Origin of the sequence: Streptomyces sp. ADMS, assembly GCF_033441795.1 — a bacterium.
In the GTDB taxonomy this organism is placed as follows: Bacteria; Actinomycetota; Actinomycetes; order Streptomycetales; family Streptomycetaceae; genus Streptomyces.
Map to the genome: position 1 here is coordinate 114,985 of NZ_JAVFVX010000006.1, position 18,549 is coordinate 133,533.

Sequence of the window (18,549 nt, forward strand, 5' to 3'; positions counted from 1 at the left end):
CGACAACAACGACGGGGGCCATCAGAACGGCGGCAACTGGAACCAGGGGAACAACAGCAACAACTGGGGCCAGCACAACAACACCAGCCCCAAGGTCGGGCCCTACCAGGGGATCGTCACCGCCAACGGCGGACTGCGGCTGCGCAGCGCGCCGAACCGCGGCAGCGCGATCATCCGGGTCGTCCCGAAGGGCACGATCGTCAACATCTTCTGCAAGGTCGGCGGCGAGAACGTCGACGGCAACTCGCTCTGGTACCTCCTCACGGACGGCACCTGGGCCTGGGGTGCCGCCCGCTACATCGACAACATCGGCGCCGCGCCGCGCTTCTGCTGACCCGGCACACAGAGGTCACAGGTCACATCGCATAAAATTTCATGAAGTTTGGGTAGGTTCCGGACATGACGAAGCCCGGAACCACCGTGGCGGCGGAGTACGAGGAATCCCCGAAGCCCTGGCTCTCGGAGCCCGCCGATCCCTCCGCTCCCGCCCCACGCGTCCCCAGGCGCCGTGGCGTCGAGCTCGCCCTGATCGTCGTCGCCGTCCTCCTCTCCGTGTACGGCTACTGCGATGTGGGCCTCGCGAAGAACGGCACCGTCCCGCCCGGCGCCGCCGGCTACGGCGCCGGGCTCGGCGTACTCGCGCTCCTCGCCCATCTCGCGGTGCGCCGGCGCGCACCCTGCGCCGACCCGCTCCTGCTCCCCATCGGCGTGCTGCTCAACGGCCTCGGCCTGGTGCTCATCTACCGGCTCGACCTGGAGACGCCGGGGCACCGGGCCGCCCCCGCCCAGCTCGTCTGGTCCACGGTCGGCGTGACGCTGTTCATCGTGGTCGTCGTCCTGCTGCGCGACCACCGTGTCCTCCAGCGCTACGCGTACGTCTGTGTGGCCGCCGCCCTCGTCCTGCTCATCCTCCCGATCTTCTTCCCGTCGGTGAACGGGGCCCGCATCTGGATCCGGATCGCCGGATTCTCCTTCCAGCCGGGCGAGTTCGCGAAGGTGCTGCTCGCGGTCTTCTTCGCCGCGTACCTCGCCGCCAACCGGGGCGCGCTCGCGTACACCGGCCGCCAGATCTGGCGGCTGAGCCGTCTCCAGCTCCCCACCGGGCGCGTCCTCGGCCCGATCGTCGCGATCTGGCTGATCAGCGTCGTCGTACTGATCCTGGAGCGCGACCTGGGCACCTCGCTCCTCTTCTTCGGCCTCTTCGTGGTCCTCCTGTACGTCGCCACGGGCCGCACCGGCTGGATCGCGGTCGGCCTGCTGCTGGCCGCGCTGGGCGCCTTCGCCGTCGGCAGCCTCGAACCGCACGTGCACAGCCGCGTCGAGGACTGGCTGCACCCCTTCGCGACGATCGAGGCCGGCGAGGGCCCCAACCAGCTCTCCCAGTCGCTGTTCGCGTTCGCGGCGGGCGGCATCCTCGGCACCGGTCTGGGCCTGGGCCACTCGATCCTGATCGGCTTCGCGGCCAAGTCGGACTTCATCCTGGCGACGGCGGGCGAGGAACTGGGCCTGGCCGGCCTCTCCGCGATCGTCATCCTGTACGCCCTGCTGGTGGAGCGCGGCTACCGGGCCGGCCTCTCGCTGCGCGACCCCTTCGGCCGCCTGCTCGCCGTCGGCCTCGCCTCGATCGTGGCGCTCCAGGTGTTCGTCATCGCGGGCGGGGTGTCGGGCCTCATCCCGCTCACCGGTATGGCGATGCCGTTCCTGGCCCAGGGAGGCTCGTCCGTCGTCACCAACTGGGTCATCGTGGCGCTGCTGATCCGGATCAGCGACTCGGCCCGCCGCCAGTACACGCACGACGACGGGCAGCCCACCCCATGACGAGACAACCGGAACGGGCCAGAAAACCACGGCAGATGACGCGCTGCATCAAGCACGCAGCCCTCTTCTGCGCCCTGCTGCTCCTCGCCCTCCTCGTCAACATCACCCGCGTCCAGGTCGTCCAGGCCGAGCGCTACGACGACAACCCGGCCAACCGCCGCCAGGTGATCGCCCGTTTCGGCCAGCCGCGCGGCGCCATCCTGGTCGGTGACCGGCCGGTCACCGGGTCCACGGACACAGGGGAGCAGCTCCGCTACGAACGGACGTACAAGAACGGCCCGCTGTACGCCCCCGTCACCGGCTTCGCCTCGCAGGTGTACGGCACGACGTTCCTGGAGCACGCGGAGGACGGCATCCTGTCGGGTACCGATCCGCTGCTCTCACCGTTCCCCCCGTGGAACGACGTGACGCGCGCGCAGAATCCCGGCGGTGCGGTGGTGACCACCATCAACCCGGCTGCCCAGCAGGCCGCTTACGGTGGTCTCGGCGGGCGCAAGGGCGCGGTGGCAGCCGTGGAGCCGTCGACCGGGCGCATCCTCGCCCTGGTCTCGGCACCGTCGTACGATCCCGCCGCCCTGTCCGGCAACGGGCGTTCCGTGGAACGGAGTTGGCGGCAGCTGAACGGCGATCCGGACAAGCCGATGCTCAACCGGGCGGTGCGGCAGACGTATCCGCCGGGTTCGACGTTCAAGGTGGTCACGGCGGCGGCCGCCCTCGACGCGGGGGTGGTCACCGATCTGGACGAGCCGACCCGGTCCCCCGACCCGTACCGTCTCCCCGGTACGTCCACGGTGCTGACGAACGAGGGCGACGGGTGTGCGGACGTCTCGCTGCGGGCCGCGTTCACCTGGTCGTGCAACACGGTCTTCGCCAAGCTGGGGGTGGACCTGGGCGTCGCCGACCTGGCGGCCACGGCGGACGGCTTCGGCTTCAACGGCGCGGGCCTGCACATCCCCTTCTCGGTCGCGCCGAGCACCTTCGACACACGCGTCGACAAGGCTCAGCTGGCGCTGTCCGCGATCGGCCAGTACAACACGCGGGCCACGCCGTTGCAGATGGCGATGGTCGCGGCGGCCGTCGCCAACGGCGGCCAGGTACCTTCCCCTTACCTGGTGGAGCGGACAACCAACGTGCACGGCACGACAGTTGCCACCTCGGGGGTACGGCCCCGGCATCGGGCGATGCAGCCGTCGACCGCTGTACGGATGCGCGAGCTGATGCGGGACGTCGTGGAGCGGGGCACCGGCGGGAACGCGGCGATCCCGGGCGCCACGGTCGGCGGGAAGACCGGCACCGCCCAGCACGGCATCGGCAACTCCGGTACGCCGTACGCCTGGTTCGTCTCCTGGGCGCAGGGCGAACGGGACGTCGAACCGACGGTGGCCGTGGCGGTGGTGGTCGAGGACGCCTCCGCCGACCGGACGGACATCAGCGGGGGCGGGGTGGCGGCGCCGATCGCGCGGGCGGTGATGAAGGCGGTGCTCAGCAGATGAGAAAAGGGGGTGCGGGGGCCGGACCCCCGACCTACCGTGCGGCCATGACGCCATCATCCGCAGCCGCGTACGAACTCGCCCAGGTCAATATCGGTCGCCTCGCAGCCCCTCTGGATTCACTTCGGCTGAAGCCGTTCGCCGACGGACTGGACCCGGTCAACGCCGTCGCCGACGCCTCGGACGGATTCGTCTGGAGGCTGCAGGGAGAGGCGGGCGACGCGACGGACATCCGCTTCTTCGGCGACGAGTGGATCCTGGTCAACATGTCGGTGTGGCGGGACACCAACGCCCTCACGGCGTTCATGTACCAGGGGCAGCACCGGGAGTTGCTGGCGCGTCGCCGGGAGTTCTTCGAGCGGCTGGAAGAGGCGGTCACGACCCTGTGGTGGGTGCCGGCGGGACACCGGCCGACGGTGGAGGAGGCGGAGACCCGCCTCCTCCATCTGCGTGCGCACGGACCGACGGAGTACGCGTTCACCCTGCGTACGCCGTTCCCGCCCGGCCCCGCGAACCCCGTGCCGAACCCCGTGCCGAACCCCGTGCCGAACCCCGTGCCGAACGTCGTACCGAACCCCGTACCGGGCCCGGTGACGGAGTCGGTCAGCCGATCGGCTTCCTGATCTCGCCGCGGATCTTGACGGCGGTCTCGGCTGCCGCCGCCAGATCCACCTCCGCGGGCTTCTTCGTGACGGAGTCGGCGGTGATCTCGGCGACCGAGGCCCCGGTGTTGCCGTCCACCCAGCCGCAGACGGGAATGGTGATCTCCGTACCGAGCTGGGTCTGGACGAGCACCTCGCAGGTGACGGTGACGTCGGAACCGGCCGGCTTGAAGTCCTTGGGCTTCACGGCGACCTCGGCCCCGTCGCCGCCGGCCGTGCCCTCCATCATGTTGTCGCGGGCGAGGTCGGTGTTCTTGAACCGTCCGTACATTCCGGAGATCACCAGCGTGCCCTGCGCCTGGTCGCCGCCGAGGCTGTACTGACCGACCACGGCCTTGGTGTCCCGGGCGTCCCAGGCACCGTCGGCCTCCTTCTCGATGGCCTGCCCCTCGGAGCCGGAGAGGTCACCGGCGAGCTCGTACTTCTCGTCGAGCACCTTCTGCGGCAGCGTCAGTTCGTACTCGGCATCGGGAAAGCCACTGTCGGACTCCGTCCCGATCCAGTAGAGCGCGGCCACACCCGCCACGGCCAGCACGACGACACCACCGACGATGCCGAGGACCAGCCCGAGGCGGCTCTTCCTGGGCGGCGGCGCCATCGGCGCACCCCAGGGGGCGGGGGCGGGCGCGCCATAGGGCTGCCCGTAGGGGAATTGGGGCGGCTGCTGCCCGTAGGGGCTCTGGTCGTGCGGGCCCGGGGACTGGTACGGCCCCGGAGGCGGACCCTGATACGGCGGCGGCGGGGACGGCTGCCGGCCGTAGGGCCCCGGAACCTGGGGCGGGCCGTCGGGGTTGTCGGGCGGCTGGGGCGGCGGAGTCGTGGACACGCCAGCACGCTACTGCACTTGGGTGACTTCGTAAGCCCCGCATAAGGCCACGCTCGGGGCTACGCGTAGCTCCCAGGGGATTGACCGACTTGCTGACAAGCGGTCTCATAAGAGTGTGACGACAGTGACGGAAGCCGAGATACTCCGCGACGCACTCGGAGCGCTCAAGGACCGGGAACAAGTGGCCGAACGGCTGCTCGACGCGTCCGCCAAGCACTCCTTCGACCCGGACAAGGAACTGGACTGGGACGCACCCTTCGAGGACGGCAAGTGGTTCTGGCCGCCCGAGCTGGTGTCCCTTTACGGCACGCCCATGTGGAAGCGGATGAGCGAGGAGCAGCGCATCCTGCTCTCCCGGCACGAGGCGGCGGCGCTCGCCTCGCTCGGCATCTGGTTCGAGATCATCCTGATGCAGCTCCTCGTACGACACATCTACGACAAGGCGGCGACGAGCGCGCACGTCCGCTACGCCCTGACGGAGATCGAGGACGAGTGCCGCCACTCGAAGATGTTCGCCCGGCTGATCAGCCGTAGCGGCACCCCGTACTACCCGGTCAGCCGACTGCACCAGAACCTGGGCCGGTTCTTCAAGACGGTGTCCACCACCCCCGGTTCCTTCACCGCGACCCTGCTCGGCGAGGAGGTCCTCGACTGGATGCAGCGCCTGACGTTCCCGGACGAGCGCGTCCAGCCGCTGATCCGGGGCGTGACGAGAATCCATGTGGTGGAGGAGGCCCGCCACGTCCGCTACGCCCGCGAGGAACTCCGCCGCCAGATGGTGACGGCCCCGAGGTGGTCCCAGGAGTTCACCCGTGTCTCGTCCGGTGAGTTCGCCCGCGTGTTCTCGGTGGCCTTCGTCAACCCGGACGTCTACGCGAACGTCGGCCTGAACACGGCGGAGGCGGTGGCACAGGTGAGGGCCAGCGGGCACAGAAGGGATGTGATGCAGACGGGGGCACGGCGTCTTACGGACTTCCTGGACGACATCGGGGTGTTGCGGGGGGTGGGGCGGAGGTTGTGGAGGTCGTCGGGGTTGCTGGCGTAGCCGTCGGGACGGGGGGGCTCCTTTCCCGGGTGCTGAGCGGGCGGCCACTTCTGGCGTTGGTCCCGGCAATCTCGGCCCGTCGGGGGTCTGGTTGCCCCTCCGGGGAGCTTGAGGACGAAGCCGTTCAGGCCGAAGCGGGGGTCTGAGGCGGCAGCCCCCAGCGAGGACCGCACCGGCACAGGGCGCCCCATCTCACCTGCGGCACCCGATTACGCTGCCCCCATGACCCCCACCCCCGCATACCGACGACTCGGCGTCGAGGAACGGAGACACCAACTGCTGGAAGCCGCCCTCACCCTCTTCGCCCACCGCCCCCCGGAGGACGTCTCCCTGGACGACGTGGCCGAGGCGGCCGGGGTCTCCCGCCCCCTCGTGTACCGGTACTTCCCCGGCGGCAAGCAGCAGCTGTACGAGGCCGCGCTGCGCTCCGCCGCCGAGGAACTCGAACTCTGCTTCGACGAACCCCCTGAGGGCCCGCTCCCCCAGCGTCTCTCCCGCGCCCTCGACCGCTACCTCACCTTCGTCGACGAGCACGACGCCGGATTCAGCGCCCTCCTCCAGGGCGGCAGCGTCGTCGAGACGTCCCGTACGACGGCGACAGTGGACCGGGTCCGCCGTACCGCCGCCGAGCACATCCTCAGCCATCTCGGGGTCGCGGAACCCGGCCCCCGGCTGCGGATGACCGTACGGATGTGGATCACCGCGGTCGAGGCGGCCTCGCTGATCTGGCTGGACGAGGAGAAGGAGCCGCCGGTCGGGGAGCTGCGGGACTGGCTGGTGGAACAGTTCACGGCGGTGCTCACGGTGACCGCCGGCCGCGACCCGCAGACCGCGGCGGTGGTGCGCGACGCGCTGGGCACGCACACCTGACCCCGGCCCCGCTCCCCCGATACCGGAAACTGGTCCCGTGAAGAGCCAAGACACCGCCTTCGAGGGCGGCCCCCTGGACGGCCGTGTGCTGCCCATCCTGCTCGGGCCGACCGGGCACCCGCCCAAGACGTACAAGGTCCCGGTGCCGGACGCGGCAGGCGGCCCGCCTACCGTGCTGGTCTACCGGCGCGTGCCCAGTGGCCGGCCGGGAAAGCTCGGCCTGCACCCTGGCTGGAAGTACACGTACGACCCCGAGGGCGACAGGGCCGGCGAGGGTGGGCTGCGCTGGCCGTGGTCCAAACCGGCCACGGCACCAGGCGCCACGCCGCAGGGCAAGCCGGACGACACCGACGGGTGACGGGGTTGGGCCGAACCGCGCACGCTCGCCGCGCGGACCTCGCCCCCGCGTCACAAGCTCGCGGTGCGGAGTGGAAGGGCTGCTCCGCACCGGAGGTGATGACGTGTCAGGAAGGCTTCTGCGTCTGGTCTGCACGGCGGCGATGGCGGCCGGCACACTCCTCGCACCCGTCCCCGCACTGGCCGTACCGGACCCGAGCCCCTCGGCAACCCAGTCCTCCGGCGAGCCCTCCACGGAGGAAGAGCCGTCCGTCGCAGCTCTCCTGACGGAGCTTCAGCAGCTGTACCGCGAGGCCGAGCAGGCCACCGAGACCTACGACGCCACCGCCGAACGGCTGAAGCGGCAGCGCGCCGAGGTACGACGCCTGGACAGCCGGCTGGTGCGCGCCCGGCTCTCCCTGCACGAGCGGCGCGGCGCCCTCGGCCGGCTCGCCCGGCAGCAGTACCAGAGCAGCACCGACATCTCCCCGTACGTACAGCTGCTGCTGGCCCGCGATCCGCAGCACGCGCTCGAACAGGGGCATGTGATCCGGCAGTTGGCCCTGGAGCGGTCCGAAACGGTGGACCGCCTGGCCGGCGGCGAGCGGCGCACCGGCGGTCTCGCACGCGCGGCCCGTGCCGCCCTGGACGAGCAACTCACCCTCGCCGAAAGGCAGAAGCGGGACCGGGACGACGTACGGGAGCGGCTCAGGGAGGTCGAGGAGCTGCTCGCCTCACTGAGCACCGAACAACTCGCCGAGCTGGCCGAGCTGGAGCGCGGCGAAGTGACCGCGGAACAGCGGGAGTTCGTCGCCTCCGGCGCCCTCAGCGCCCACCGGACGCCGTCCGAGGAGGGTGAGCGGGCGGTGCGTCAGGCCGTGGCTCAGCTCGGGAAGCCGTACGAGTGGGGTGCCGAGGGGCCGGCGTCGTTCGACTGTTCGGGGCTGACCTCGCAGGCCTGGGAGGCGGCGGGCCGGCCCATCCCCCGGACCAGCCAGGAGCAGTGGGCGCGGCTGCCGCACATCCCGCTGGCCGAGCTGCGCCCCGGTGACCTGGTGGTCTACTTCCCCGAGGCGACACATGTCGCCCTGTATCTCGGGGACGGGATGGTCGTACAGGCGCCGCGGCCGGGCGCGAAGGTGAAGGTGTCTCCGCTCGCGGCCAACCCGGTGCTGGGCGCGGTACGGCCGGACCCGGACGGGGAGCCCCTGCGGCGGTACACGCCGCCGAAGCTCCCCGCCGACGCCACGGCGGGCTCGGACGAGGGCTACGCCCTCGCCACGGAGCCCGCAGAGCCCGCAGAGCCCGCAGAGCCGGGTGACTACGCGCCGGTCACCGAACCCAGGTAAGCGGCCGTCTTCTCGGGCTCGTAGAAGAAGTCCTCGAAGTCCGACGGGTCGTTGAAGGCGTTGGCGAAGCGGTCGGCGACCGGGGGCAACTGGCCTGCCGCGCCAAGGAGGTTGATGATGTGTTCCGGCGGCGGGCCGAGCATCGCGTTGGTCCACTTGGTGACGTGCTGGGCGGTGTCCCAGTAGCGGTCGAAGGTCGCCCGCATCCAGGTCTCGTCGAACTCCTTCTCACCCTGTTCGAGGATCGAGGCGAGATACGAAGCCGCGCATTTCGAGGCCGAGTTGGAGCCCTGACCGGTGATCGGGTCGTTCGCCACGACCACGTCGGCCACGCCGAGGACCAGGCCGCCGCCGGGGAGGCGGCCGACCGGGTTACGGACGGTGGGGGCGTAGCGGCCGGCCAAGGTGCCGCCCGCGTCGGTGAGTTCGGCCTTGGTGGCCCGCGCGTACTCCCACGGCGTGAACCGCTCCATGAGTTCCAGGGTCAGGGAGAGGTGTTCCGCCGGGTCGCGGACGCCGTTGAAGACGTCCAGCGGGCCGCCGGGTATGCCCTCCCAGAACAGAATGTCGGCGCGGCCCGAGGTGGTGAACGTCGGCATCACGAACAGCTCGCCGACGCCCGGGACCAGGTTGCAGCGGACCGCGTCCATGTCCGGGTGCTCGGGGCGCGGGCCCAGGCCGTGGACGTAGGCGACGGCCAGCGCGCGCTGCGGCTCGCGGTACGGGGAGCGCTCGGGGTCGCGGGCGAACATCGACACCAGTTCGCCCTTGCCTGCGGCGACCAGGACGAGATCGTACGTACGGGAGAAGTAGTCGAGGTCGCCGACCGCCGCGCCGTGGATGACCAGTTGGCCGCCGCGCTGGGCGAACGTCTCCATCCAGCCGGCCATCTTCACCCGCTGGTCGACCGACTGGGCGTGGCCGTCGAGCTTGCCGACCCAGTCGATCGCGCGCTGGGTCGGGCCCGGGTCGTGCGAACCGGGTGCGGCGACCGAGACACCGAGTCCTTCGATCTTCGGGGCCTGGGACTCCCAGAAGTTCAGCTGGAGATCGCGCTCGTGCTGGAGGGCGGTGTGGAACATGCACTGCGTGGACATGACCCGGCCGGACCGGATCTCGTCCGAGGTCCGGTTGGACATCAGGGTGACCTCGTACCCGTGCGACTGGAGTCCGAGGGCTATCTGGAGTCCGGCCTGACCGGCTCCGACGACGAGTATCTTCCGCATACGGTCTGGTCTCCCCTTGTCGCAGTTACTCGGGACTGACGTCCAGCGCGTGGCCCACCAGGGCGAGCAGGGTCTCGATCACCGGGATACGGCGACGCGCATCCATGATCATGACAGGTATGTGCGCGGGCACCGTGAGCGCCTCCCGCACGTCCTCCGCCTCGAACTCGGCGCTGCCGTCGAAGTGGTTGACGGCCACGACGTACGGCAGCCCGCAGCTCTCGAAGTAGTCGAGCGCCGGGAAGCACTCCTTCAGCCGCCGGGTGTCGGCCAGCACAACCGCGCCTATCGCACCGCGCACCAGGTCGTCCCACATGAACCAGAACCGCTGCTGGCCCGGCGTACCGAAGAGGTAGAGCACCAGGTCGTCGTCGAGCGTGACGCGGCCGTAGTCCATGGCCACGGTGGTCGTGCGCTTTTCCGGGGTCTCGGTGAGGTCGTCGGTGCCCTCGCTCGCCTCGGTCATCAGCGCCTCCGTCTGGAGGGGCTCGATCTCCGAGATCGTGCCGACCATGGTGGTCTTGCCGACGCCGAAACCGCCCGCGATCACGATCTTCGTGGCGATCGGCGCCCGGGTGCGGTCCTCCTGCCACGGTCGCAACTCCTCTTTCTCCGCCGGAAGTCGGCCTTCCGGCTGGATGTGAAGGAGGGGGGAGACACCACGGGCGACGTCAGAGACGACGGAGTCCACTCAGCACCCTTTCCAGCAGCGCGCGGTCCGGCTGCCCCTGCCCGTGACCGGTTCCGTACACACGGATCTTTCCCTGGTCCGCGAGATCGCTGAGGAGCACGCGGACCACACCCAGCGGCATCTTCAGCAGCGCGGCGATCTCGGCCACCGTACGCATCCGGCGGCACAGTTCGACGATGGCCCGCAGCTCCGGCATGACCCGGGTGCTGAGGGAACCATTCTCCAGCTCCTTGCGCTCCTCGGCCGCTTCGATCGCGGCGACGAACGTCTCGACGAGAAGTACGTGTCCGAAGCGGGTCCGGCCCCCGGTCAGCGAGTACGGGCGTACCCGGGCCGGTTTGCGGTCGCCGCCACGGACGGGAAGCCTGGGCGCGTCGGGCGTACTCACTTGGTGCCCCCCGCCGACCGGTCCCGCACGGACCGGACCGCCATCGGACCGACCGTCACCGGCTCGTTGTCCGGCGCCCCGCGTTCGATCGACTCCCGTAGCTCACTGCGGAGTTCGGGGGTCAGGACATGGCCTGCGCGCCCCACGAAGAGCGCCATGTGGTACGCCACCACACTCATGTCGCAGTCCGGGGAGCCGTGCACACCGAGCAGCGAGCCGTCGCTGATCGACATCACGAAGAGGGTGCCGTCCTCCATCGCGACCATGGTCTGCTTGACGGCGCCGTAGTCCATCAGCTTGGCGGCACCGATGGTGAGGCTGCCGATGCCGGAGACGATGGTGGCGAGGTCGGCGGCGGAGCCCTTGGGGCCGGTCGGCTGGTCGGGCCGGCGCCGCGCGTTCCTGTCTGGGTCGGACGAGAGCAAGAGCAGCCCGTCCGAGGAGACCACCGCGACCGACGTCAGTCCCGGCACCTCCTCGACGAGATTGGTCAGCAGCCAGTGCAGGTTGCGGGCTTCACTACTCAGGCCGAAGGTACTGGGCGCGGTCAACTGCTTGCCTCCTCGACTGTTCCCCCCGTGGCTTCTTCGGCGCGTGCCGGCTCTGCCGTACGCGCCGTCTGTCCCGTCCGCTCCGCGATCTCCGCCTCCACGTCACGGCGTCCGTCGACCGCACCCCGGTGGAACCCGCCGAGACGGCGGCGCAGGGCCTCGGCGTCGACGGATCCGATCCGCGGCTTCACCGGCGCGGCGGGCTCGGTGATCTTCGGGGTCCGCTTGGGCAGCCCCTTGTCGGTGACCGTTTCCTCCTCGTCGAGGTCGCGGTCGGCGACGCGATCGGGGACTCGCTCATGCGTGTCGGGGCCGATGGCGTAGGGGTCCGGGGCGGCGGTTTCACTCGCGGTCGCGGTCGCGGGCAGTACGTCGGTGTCGGGAGCCGTGGGGACGGCCGGCTCGGCGATGTCCTCGGCCGGGGGTCCCGGCACGAGCAGTTCCATGGTGATCTCGGACGCGGGAAGGGGCTCGGGGCCGGGCTCCGGCGCATCCGTTTCCGCCTCGGAGTCGGCCTCCGCGTTCCGTACGGCCCGCTCCGCCAGAGCGATCATCGGGTCCGGTCCGCCGACCGGGATCGGGGCGACGGACGGGGTCGGGGCGACGGACGGCACCTCACCCGGCTCCTCACCCGGCTCCTCGGCCTCCGAACGCCCTTGCAGCACATTGGAGTTGACCTCGGCGTCGGCGCCCGGGAAGGACAGCACCGGGGTGCCGCCGAGCGTCGGGACGGCCGACGGTGACACGACGTCTCCGGGGGCCGGGGCGAGCAGCGCCTTCGGCAGTACGACGACCGCCGCGACACCGCCCTGCTTCTGCTCCCGCAACTGCACGCGCACACCGTGCCGATGGGCGAGCCGCGCGACGACGTACAGCCCGAGCCCGATCCCGTCGCCGTCCTCCTCCTCGGCGCCGGCGCGCGTGTCGTACGGGGCGTCCGGATCGAGGTCGGCGAGGCGGGAGTTGAGACGGACGAGGCGGTCGGCGGTCATGCCGATGCCCTCGTCCTGGACGGAGAGCATGATCTCGCCGCTCTCCAGGAGCCAGCCGGAGATCTCCACCGGGAGGTCGGGCGGGGTGAACGAGGTGGCGTTCTCCAGGAGTTCGGCCAGCAGATGGCTGACGTCGTCGGCGGCGAACCCGGCGAGATGCGCGTGCGGAGGCAGCGCGGCGATGCGCACCCGCTCGTACCGCTCGATCTCGCTCACGGCGGCCCGGACGACGTCGACGAGCGGGACCGGGCCCGCGTGCTGGTGGCCGTGTTCGGCGCCGGCGAGGACGAGGAGGTTCTCACTGTGCCGGCGCATGACGGTGGCGAAGTGGTCGAGCTTGAAGAGGGTGGCGAGCCGGTCCGGGTCCTGCTCGCGCTCCTCCAGGCCCTCGATGACGGCGAGTTGACGCTCGACAAGCCCGAGGGTGCGCAGCGCGAGGTTCACGAAGGTGCCGTGGATGCTGTCCCGGGTGCGCGCCAACTGGGCGGCGGCATCGGCGAGTTCGGTGCGCAGTTCCTCGCGGGCGTCGGCCATCTTCTGCCGCTGGCCGACCAGGTGTTTGCGGTCGGACTCCAGGGTGGCGATACGCTCGTGGACGGCGAGGGCGCGTGCGTGCAGGGTGTTGACGGAGCGGACGACCTGGGCGAACTCGTCGTTGCGGCCGGTGAACCTGACCGGTTCCTCGGCGAGCGGATCGGCGGCCTCGGCCAGCCGGGCGGTGCCCCGGCGGAGCACGGAGAGCGGGCGCGTGAGGGTGCGGGCCATGGCTGTGGCGATACCCGCGGCGATCAGGAGGAGGGCGCCGAGGGCGGCGATCCGGATCTCCAGCTCGGTGACGTCGTCGTCGCGGAGCTTGATGAGGGCCTTGGTGCGACGGTCGTAGAGGGAGGACTCGACGCCGCGCATCAGCTCGACGCGGGCGGAGAGGGCCGCGTCCACACCGCTGAGGCTGGTGGCGAGCTCACTCGTGGACAGCGTGGGCTGGTCGGTGAGCGAGGCGAGGTACTTGTCGGCGGTGTCGACCTCGGGTCCGGTGACCGTGGAGTCGTAGCTGCCGACGGCTGCCTCCGGGGCCGTCTCGCGGAAGTCGGTGATCGCCGCGTCCGAGCGCAGGCGGGCCTGCTGTGCGGCGGCGGTGAGCTCGCCCCGCTGCCTGGTGTTCGCCGGCGAGGTGACGGTCTCCTCGGACGACAGCCCGGTGACCGGGTCGTACACGGTCTCGGTGGACGTCGGCACGCTGAGCGCGGCGAGGAGAAGGCCCCGGGCTGCGGCGGCCTGCTGGACGGCGGAGTCGAGCTCGGCGAGGGCGTAGGCGCCGGCGCCTGCCCGGGGCGGTTGCTGCTCGGCCAGTTGCTCGGCGAGGCGGTGCAGCCCGGCGATGGCGGCGGAGTACGTCTCATGCGCCTGGAGAGCGGTGCTCTTCCCGGTGAGCGCCGCTCTGCGCAGCGCCGCGATCCCGTCGAGGTCCTCACGGAGCGCGGCCGGAATGTCGGGGTTCGCGCTCAGATCGCCGACCTGACGGTCGACGCGGGCGCCGCGCTGGTCTGAGGGCGCCTTCGACTCGGCGCGGCCGGCGGCGATGTAGACGGTGACCTCGTCGCGTTCGTCGGCGAGCGAGTGGGCGAGGGTCAGGGCGTCCTGGGTCTGCGCCGCGAGCGTCACCAGATCCTGGGAGTCGTGGAGCTGGGAGGAGGAGGCGACGACGGAGGGGGCTCCGGCCCCGGCGATCGCGGCGGCCACGACGGCGACGGCCACGATGAGCCGGTTGCGGACGTGTCCGGGGCGTCCCCTGCCCGCGGGATCGGTCGGGGCGTCACCGGTGGCGCTCCCCGCGGGAGCTGTCTGCCTGCCTGTGCGCCGAGGCCGCGTCTTCTGCACCGGTGCTCGCATTCCTGACTCGTGTGCCCATGGGCCCGGGTGACGATGCGTCCGCACCCGGATGACGATTCGTCAACTGGATGGCCGCCCGGATGGTTCTGGCCTGCCGCTCACCCGGTACGGTTCCGGTTCTCCGGCACGGTCCGGCTCCCGACCCTCCCATGCCTGTGGGCATGGAGCGCGCGTCACCTGACCCGCCACTCAAAGGAGTGAACATCAAGGAGTCAACATCGGCGGGGAGTTGGCGGCAAGTTCCTCTGGCCTGTGCCGCCACCGCCCCCGGCGGACCGGTTGGACGTGGGCGGCGGGCTTTGACATTATCTGCCGCGACGTCTGCACGGAGTAGCCCATTCCCTCCCAAACCAGGTGTCTGACCAGCGGCTACACGCTGTTTCCACAACTGTTGCCAGCCTGTCGAGAAGCTTGTGAAGGGCTCGTGCAGACTGGCCGGATGCGCACTGAACTCGTCACGGAGCCCGGCGATCCGGCCCGCCCCAATGAGGACTTCGCAGCGATCGCACTTCCCGCCTCCGGACAGGGCGGTTCGCTCGTCCTCCTGGACGGGGTCACTCCCCCCAGGACCGGAACCGGTTGTCTGCATTCCGTCCCCTGGTACACGGCCCGGCTCGGCGGCGCACTGACCGAACTGTCGGTTTCACAACGGGATATGCCGCTCACCGAGGTACTGGCGGCCGCAATCTCTCGTACTGCCGAGGCCCACGCGCATACCTGTGACCTTTCTCACCCCCGTACACCCCAGGCGACGGTGATTCTCGCACGCTGGTCCCCCGCCACCGTCGAGCATCTGGTCCTGTCCGACTCGGCCCTGCTGACCGAGTCCCCGGACGGCACGGTCACCGCCCGTCTGGACGACCGCCTGTCCCGCGTCCCCCGCTCCTCCCTGGCCACGGACGCGATCGCCGACGCGACGGTACGCAACAAGGAGGGCGGTTTCTTCACAGCTGCCGCCGACCCGTCGGTGGCGTCCCGCGCGGTCGCGGGCACGCTCCCCCGCGCCGAGGTGTCCGCTCTGGCCGCCCTGACGGACGGTGCGACCCGCTGGGTGGAGAGGTTCACCGAGGGCGACTGGACGGCCTGCCTCACCGCCCTGCGCAAGGAGGGTCCGGGGGCGCTGGTGCACCGCGTACGGGAGCTGGAGCGGGCGGACGCCGCCGCGGGCCGGCCGCGTCTGGGCCGCGCCAAGACGCACGACGACGCGACGGTGGTGTACGTGGAGCTGTAGAGGCCGGCGGCGATGAGCCGCCGGTCGCGGGCGGGGGCCTACTTCTCCATGCCGAGGTTCAGCTGATGCAGCAGCCGGGCGAGTTCGGCCACCTCGGCGCGGTCCCAGGCGGCCATCCCCCGTACGTACCGCGCACGTCGGGCCTCCCGCACGGTACGGAAGCGGTCGCGGCCCTCGTCCGTGAGGTGGACGAGCCAGGCGCGTCCGTCGGCCGGGTCCGGCTCGCGGGCGATGAGGCCCAGCTGCTCCAGGGCGCGCAACTGGCGGGACATGGTGGCCTTGCCTACGCCGATGTAGGCCGCGAGCTCGGTGGCACGCTGACGCCCGCACTCGTCGAGCCGCACCAGCAGGCCGTACGCCGACGACTCCAGGTCGGGATGGACCTCGCGGGCCATCTCCCCGGAGTTGGCCCGGGCGCGCCGCAGGAACACCGTCAGTTCGCGCTCCAGGGCGAGGAACTCCCGCTCCACCCCACCCCCGGGTGTGGTGGACCCGGCACGCTCCCCGTCAGGGTTTTCCCCGCCGTTCCCGTCCTCGTGCACGTCAGCACCCCTGATCCGGTTTCGCCGCTCTGAATGTATCCGTCGAACACGCCATTGCCGCAGCTCGGACAGTATTTCGCAGGCCGGGAGCGTCGGCGTCGCCCAACCCCCCTTCCGGCCCTTCACGGCATGCCCACGGCAGCACGAGATCTCCCTACGGGAAAGCCCGGGCCCCTTCCGGGACCCGGGCCTCCACCGACCGGCAACGTCCGTCACGCCGCTGCCGGAACCCTCGCCTCCGCCGGGTTCTCCGCCGGGGTGAGCGCCAGTTCCAGGACCTGGCGGACGTCCGTGACGGCGTGGACGTCGAGCTTCTCCAGGACCTCGGCCGGGACGTCGTCCAGGTCGGCCTCGTTGCGCTTCGGGATGATCACGGTGGTGACGCCGGCCCGGTGTGCGGCGAGCAGCTTCTGCTTCACACCGCCGATGGGCAGCACCCGTCCGGTCAGCGAGACCTCGCCGGTCATGGCGACGTCCGTACGGACGAGCCGTCCGCTGAGCAGCGAGGCGAGGGCGGTCGTCATGGTGACGCCCGCGCTCGGACCGTCCTTGGGCACGGCCCCCGCCGGGAAGTGGATGTGCACGCCCCGGTCCTTCAGGTCGGCGACGGGCAGCTCCAGTTCGGCGCCGTGCGAGCGCAGGAAGGAGAGGGCGATCTGCGCGGACTCCTTCATGACGTCGCCGAGCTGCCCGGTGAGGGTCAGTCCGGCGGCGCCGGTCTCCGGATCGGCGAGCGACGCCTCGACGTAGAGGACGTCACCCCCGGCCCCCGTGACCGCAAGCCCGGTCGCCACACCCGGGACGGCCGTACGACGCTCGGCCGGGTCCGTGGCGGACTCGGGTACATGGTGGGGCCGCCCGATGAGTGAGCGCAGATCGTCCTCCGTGACGGTGAACGGCAGCTTGCGCTCCCCGAGTTCGTGCTGTGCGGCGACCTTGCGCAGCAGTCTCGCGATGGACCGCTCCAGGTTCCGGACCCCGGCCTCCCTGGTGTACTCGCCGGCGAGCTTGCGCAACGCGCCTTCGTCGAGGGCGACTTCGGCGCCCTCCAGCCCGGCCCGCTCCAGCTGCCGGGGCAGCAGGTGGTCCCGGGCGATGACGACCTTCTCGTCCTCCGTGTAGCCGTCCAGCCGGACGAGTTCCATCCGGTCGAGCAGGGCCTCGGGAATGGCTTCGAGGACGTTGGCGGTGGCGAGGAACACGACGTCGCTGAGGTCGAGTTCGACTTCGAGGTAGTGGTCGCGGAAGGTGTGGTTCTGCGCCGGGTCGAGGACTTCGAGCAGCGCGGCGGCGGGGTCGCCCCGGAAGTCGGACCCGACCTTGTCGATCTCGTCGAGGAGAACGACGGGGTTCATGGACCCGGCTTCCTTGACGGCCCGCACGATCCGCCCGGGCAGTGCGCCGACATACGTGCGCCGGTGCCCACGGATCTCGGCCTCGTCCCTGACACCGCCGAGCGCGACGCGGACGAACTTCCGCCCCATGGCGTGCGCGACGGACTCCCCGAGGCTGGTCTTGCCGACGCCGGGCGGCCCGACGAGCGCGAGCACGGCGCCACCACGGCGCCCGCCCACGACCCCGAGTCCTCGCTCCGCCCGCCGCTTGCGCACGGCGAGGTACTCGGTGATGCGCTCCTTCACGTCCTGCAGTCCCGCGTGCTCGGCGTCGAGCACGGCCTGGGCGCCCTGGATGTCGTACGAGTCCTCGGTCCGCTCGTTCCAGGGCAGTTCGAGAACGGTGTCGAGCCAGGTCCGGATCCAGCCGCCCTCCGGCGACTGGTCGGAGGACCGCTCCAGCTTGTCGACCTCCTTGAGAGCGGCCTCGCGCACGTTCCCGGGCAGATCGGCGGCTTCGACGCGGGTCCGGTAGTCGTCGGACTCCTCGCCGTCCTGCTCGCCGTTGAGCTCGCGCAGCTCCTTGCGTACGGCTTCCAGCTGCCGGCGCAGCAGGAACTCCCGCTGCTGCTTGTCGACGCCTTCCTGGACGTCCTTCGCTATGGTCTCGGCGACGTCCTGCTCGGCGAGGTGGTCGCGCAGCTGCTGGGTGGCGAGTTTCAGCCGGGCCACCGGGTCGGCCGTCTCCAGCAGCTCGATCTTCTGGTCGGTGCTGAGGAAGGGTGAGTAACCGGAATTGTCGGCAAGGGCGGAGACGTCGTCGATGGCCTGAACGCGGTCGACAACCTGCCAGGCACCGCGCTTGCGGAGCCAGGCGGTGGCAAGTGCCTTGTATTCCTTGGCAAGTTCGGTGACATGCCCGGGCACGGGCTCCGTCACGGTGTCGTCGACACGGGTCCCCTCGACCCACAGCGCCGCTCCCGGCCCGGTGGTCCCGGCGCCGATCCGCACACGCCCACGGGCGCGGATGAGGGCCCCCGGATCCCCGTCCGCCAGCCGGCCGACCTGCTCGACGGTGCCGAGGACACCGGTGTTCGCGTACGTCCCGTCGATGCGCGGCACCAACAGAACCCGGGGCTTGCCGGGCTCGGTGCGCGCGGCGGCCTGGGCGGCCTCCACGGCGGCACGCACATCGGCGTCGTTCAGGTCCAGCGGAACCACCATCCCGGGCAGCACGACCTCGTCGTCGAGCGGCAGCACAGGCAGAGTGAGCGGTGTGGACGTCGAAGCCATGATCTCCCCTTCGGC

Annotated in this window: 17 protein-coding genes; 9 read left to right on the forward strand and 8 right to left on the reverse strand. The window is 70.9% G+C overall.

Annotated elements, in window-relative coordinates:
* From RB628_RS04570 to RB628_RS04585, 4 genes are all read left to right on the forward strand, one after another.
* A partial coding sequence (locus RB628_RS04570) for an SH3 domain-containing protein (protein WP_318318952.1) occupies positions 1-334 on the forward strand: 334 nt, incomplete at its 5' end.
* 65 nt (positions 335-399) lie between these two features.
* Positions 400-1,818 carry an FtsW/RodA/SpoVE family cell cycle protein gene (locus RB628_RS04575; RefSeq protein ID WP_318318953.1) on the forward strand — a complete coding sequence of 473 codons (1,419 nt, stop codon included), beginning with the start codon at positions 400-402 and terminating at the stop codon, positions 1,816-1,818.
* 35 nt (positions 1,819-1,853) lie between these two features.
* Entirely contained in the window at positions 1,854-3,311 is a 1,458-nt protein-coding gene (locus tag RB628_RS04580) for a penicillin-binding transpeptidase domain-containing protein (RefSeq protein WP_318318954.1), read from the forward strand.
* Positions 3,312-3,355: 44 nt separating this feature from the next.
* Positions 3,356-3,931 carry a DUF3291 domain-containing protein gene (locus tag RB628_RS04585; RefSeq protein WP_318318955.1) on the forward strand — a complete coding sequence of 192 codons (576 nt, stop codon included), beginning with the start codon at positions 3,356-3,358 and terminating at the stop codon, positions 3,929-3,931.
* On the opposite strand, the gene RB628_RS04590 is transcribed toward RB628_RS04585, so the two are convergent.
* On the reverse strand, positions 3,912-4,796 hold the full coding sequence (locus RB628_RS04590; RefSeq protein ID WP_318318956.1) for a hypothetical protein: 885 nt from the start codon (positions 4,794-4,796) through the stop codon (positions 3,912-3,914). The two genes, RB628_RS04585 and RB628_RS04590, sit on opposite strands and share 20 nt — an antisense overlap.
* Positions 4,797-4,911: 115 nt before the next feature.
* On the opposite strand from RB628_RS04590, the gene RB628_RS04595 reads away from it, so the two are divergent.
* From RB628_RS04595 to RB628_RS04610, 4 genes are all read left to right on the forward strand, one after another.
* Positions 4,912-5,841: a diiron oxygenase gene (locus RB628_RS04595; protein WP_318318957.1), complete on the forward strand. Its 930-nt coding sequence runs from the start codon at positions 4,912-4,914 to the stop codon at positions 5,839-5,841.
* A 222-nt stretch (positions 5,842-6,063) separates the two neighbouring features.
* Complete coding sequence (locus tag RB628_RS04600; RefSeq protein WP_318318958.1) at positions 6,064-6,711, forward strand: TetR/AcrR family transcriptional regulator; 648 nt, start codon at positions 6,064-6,066, stop codon at positions 6,709-6,711.
* Positions 6,712-6,748: 37 nt separating this feature from the next.
* A complete protein-coding gene (locus tag RB628_RS04605) occupies positions 6,749-7,069 on the forward strand; it encodes a hypothetical protein (RefSeq protein WP_318318959.1) in 321 nt (106 codons plus the stop codon).
* 103 nt (positions 7,070-7,172) lie between these two features.
* Complete coding sequence (locus RB628_RS04610; RefSeq protein ID WP_318318960.1) at positions 7,173-8,396, forward strand: C40 family peptidase; 1,224 nt, start codon at positions 7,173-7,175, stop codon at positions 8,394-8,396.
* On the opposite strand, the gene RB628_RS04615 is transcribed toward RB628_RS04610, so the two are convergent.
* The 5 genes from RB628_RS04615 to RB628_RS04635 are packed head-to-tail and all read right to left on the reverse strand — an operon-like array spanning position 8,369 to position 14,134.
* Positions 8,369-9,622, reverse strand: coding sequence for a styrene monooxygenase/indole monooxygenase family protein (locus tag RB628_RS04615; RefSeq protein ID WP_318318961.1), 1,254 nt, complete (start codon positions 9,620-9,622; stop codon positions 8,369-8,371). The genes RB628_RS04610 and RB628_RS04615 overlap by 28 nt on opposite strands.
* 25 nt (positions 9,623-9,647) lie before the next feature.
* Positions 9,648-10,313 carry an ATP/GTP-binding protein gene (locus tag RB628_RS04620; protein WP_318318962.1) on the reverse strand — a complete coding sequence of 222 codons (666 nt, stop codon included), beginning with the start codon at positions 10,311-10,313 and terminating at the stop codon, positions 9,648-9,650.
* Complete coding sequence (locus RB628_RS04625; RefSeq protein WP_318318963.1) at positions 10,294-10,701, reverse strand: DUF742 domain-containing protein; 408 nt, start codon at positions 10,699-10,701, stop codon at positions 10,294-10,296. Before RB628_RS04625 ends, RB628_RS04620 begins: the two co-directional genes overlap by 20 nt.
* Complete coding sequence (locus RB628_RS04630) at positions 10,698-11,252, reverse strand: roadblock/LC7 domain-containing protein (protein ID WP_318318964.1); 555 nt, start codon at positions 11,250-11,252, stop codon at positions 10,698-10,700. The genes RB628_RS04625 and RB628_RS04630 overlap by 4 nt, the downstream gene beginning before the upstream one ends.
* Positions 11,249-14,134 carry a nitrate- and nitrite sensing domain-containing protein gene (locus RB628_RS04635; protein WP_412180592.1) on the reverse strand — a complete coding sequence of 962 codons (2,886 nt, stop codon included), beginning with the start codon at positions 14,132-14,134 and terminating at the stop codon, positions 11,249-11,251. Before RB628_RS04635 ends, RB628_RS04630 begins: the two co-directional genes overlap by 4 nt.
* 439 nt (positions 14,135-14,573) lie before the next feature.
* On the opposite strand from RB628_RS04635, the gene RB628_RS04640 reads away from it, so the two are divergent.
* Positions 14,574-15,365 carry a protein phosphatase 2C domain-containing protein gene (locus RB628_RS04640; RefSeq protein ID WP_318318966.1) on the forward strand — a complete coding sequence of 264 codons (792 nt, stop codon included), beginning with the start codon at positions 14,574-14,576 and terminating at the stop codon, positions 15,363-15,365.
* Between the two features lie 38 nt (positions 15,366-15,403).
* On the opposite strand, the gene RB628_RS04645 is transcribed toward RB628_RS04640, so the two are convergent.
* Positions 15,404-15,907, reverse strand: coding sequence for a MarR family winged helix-turn-helix transcriptional regulator (locus RB628_RS04645; RefSeq protein ID WP_318318967.1), 504 nt, complete (start codon positions 15,905-15,907; stop codon positions 15,404-15,406).
* Between the two features lie 212 nt (positions 15,908-16,119).
* Positions 16,120-18,534, reverse strand: a complete 2,415-nt coding sequence (gene lon, locus RB628_RS04650; protein ID WP_318318968.1) for an endopeptidase La — start codon at positions 18,532-18,534, stop codon at positions 16,120-16,122.
* Positions 18,535-18,549 lie beyond the last annotated feature (15 nt).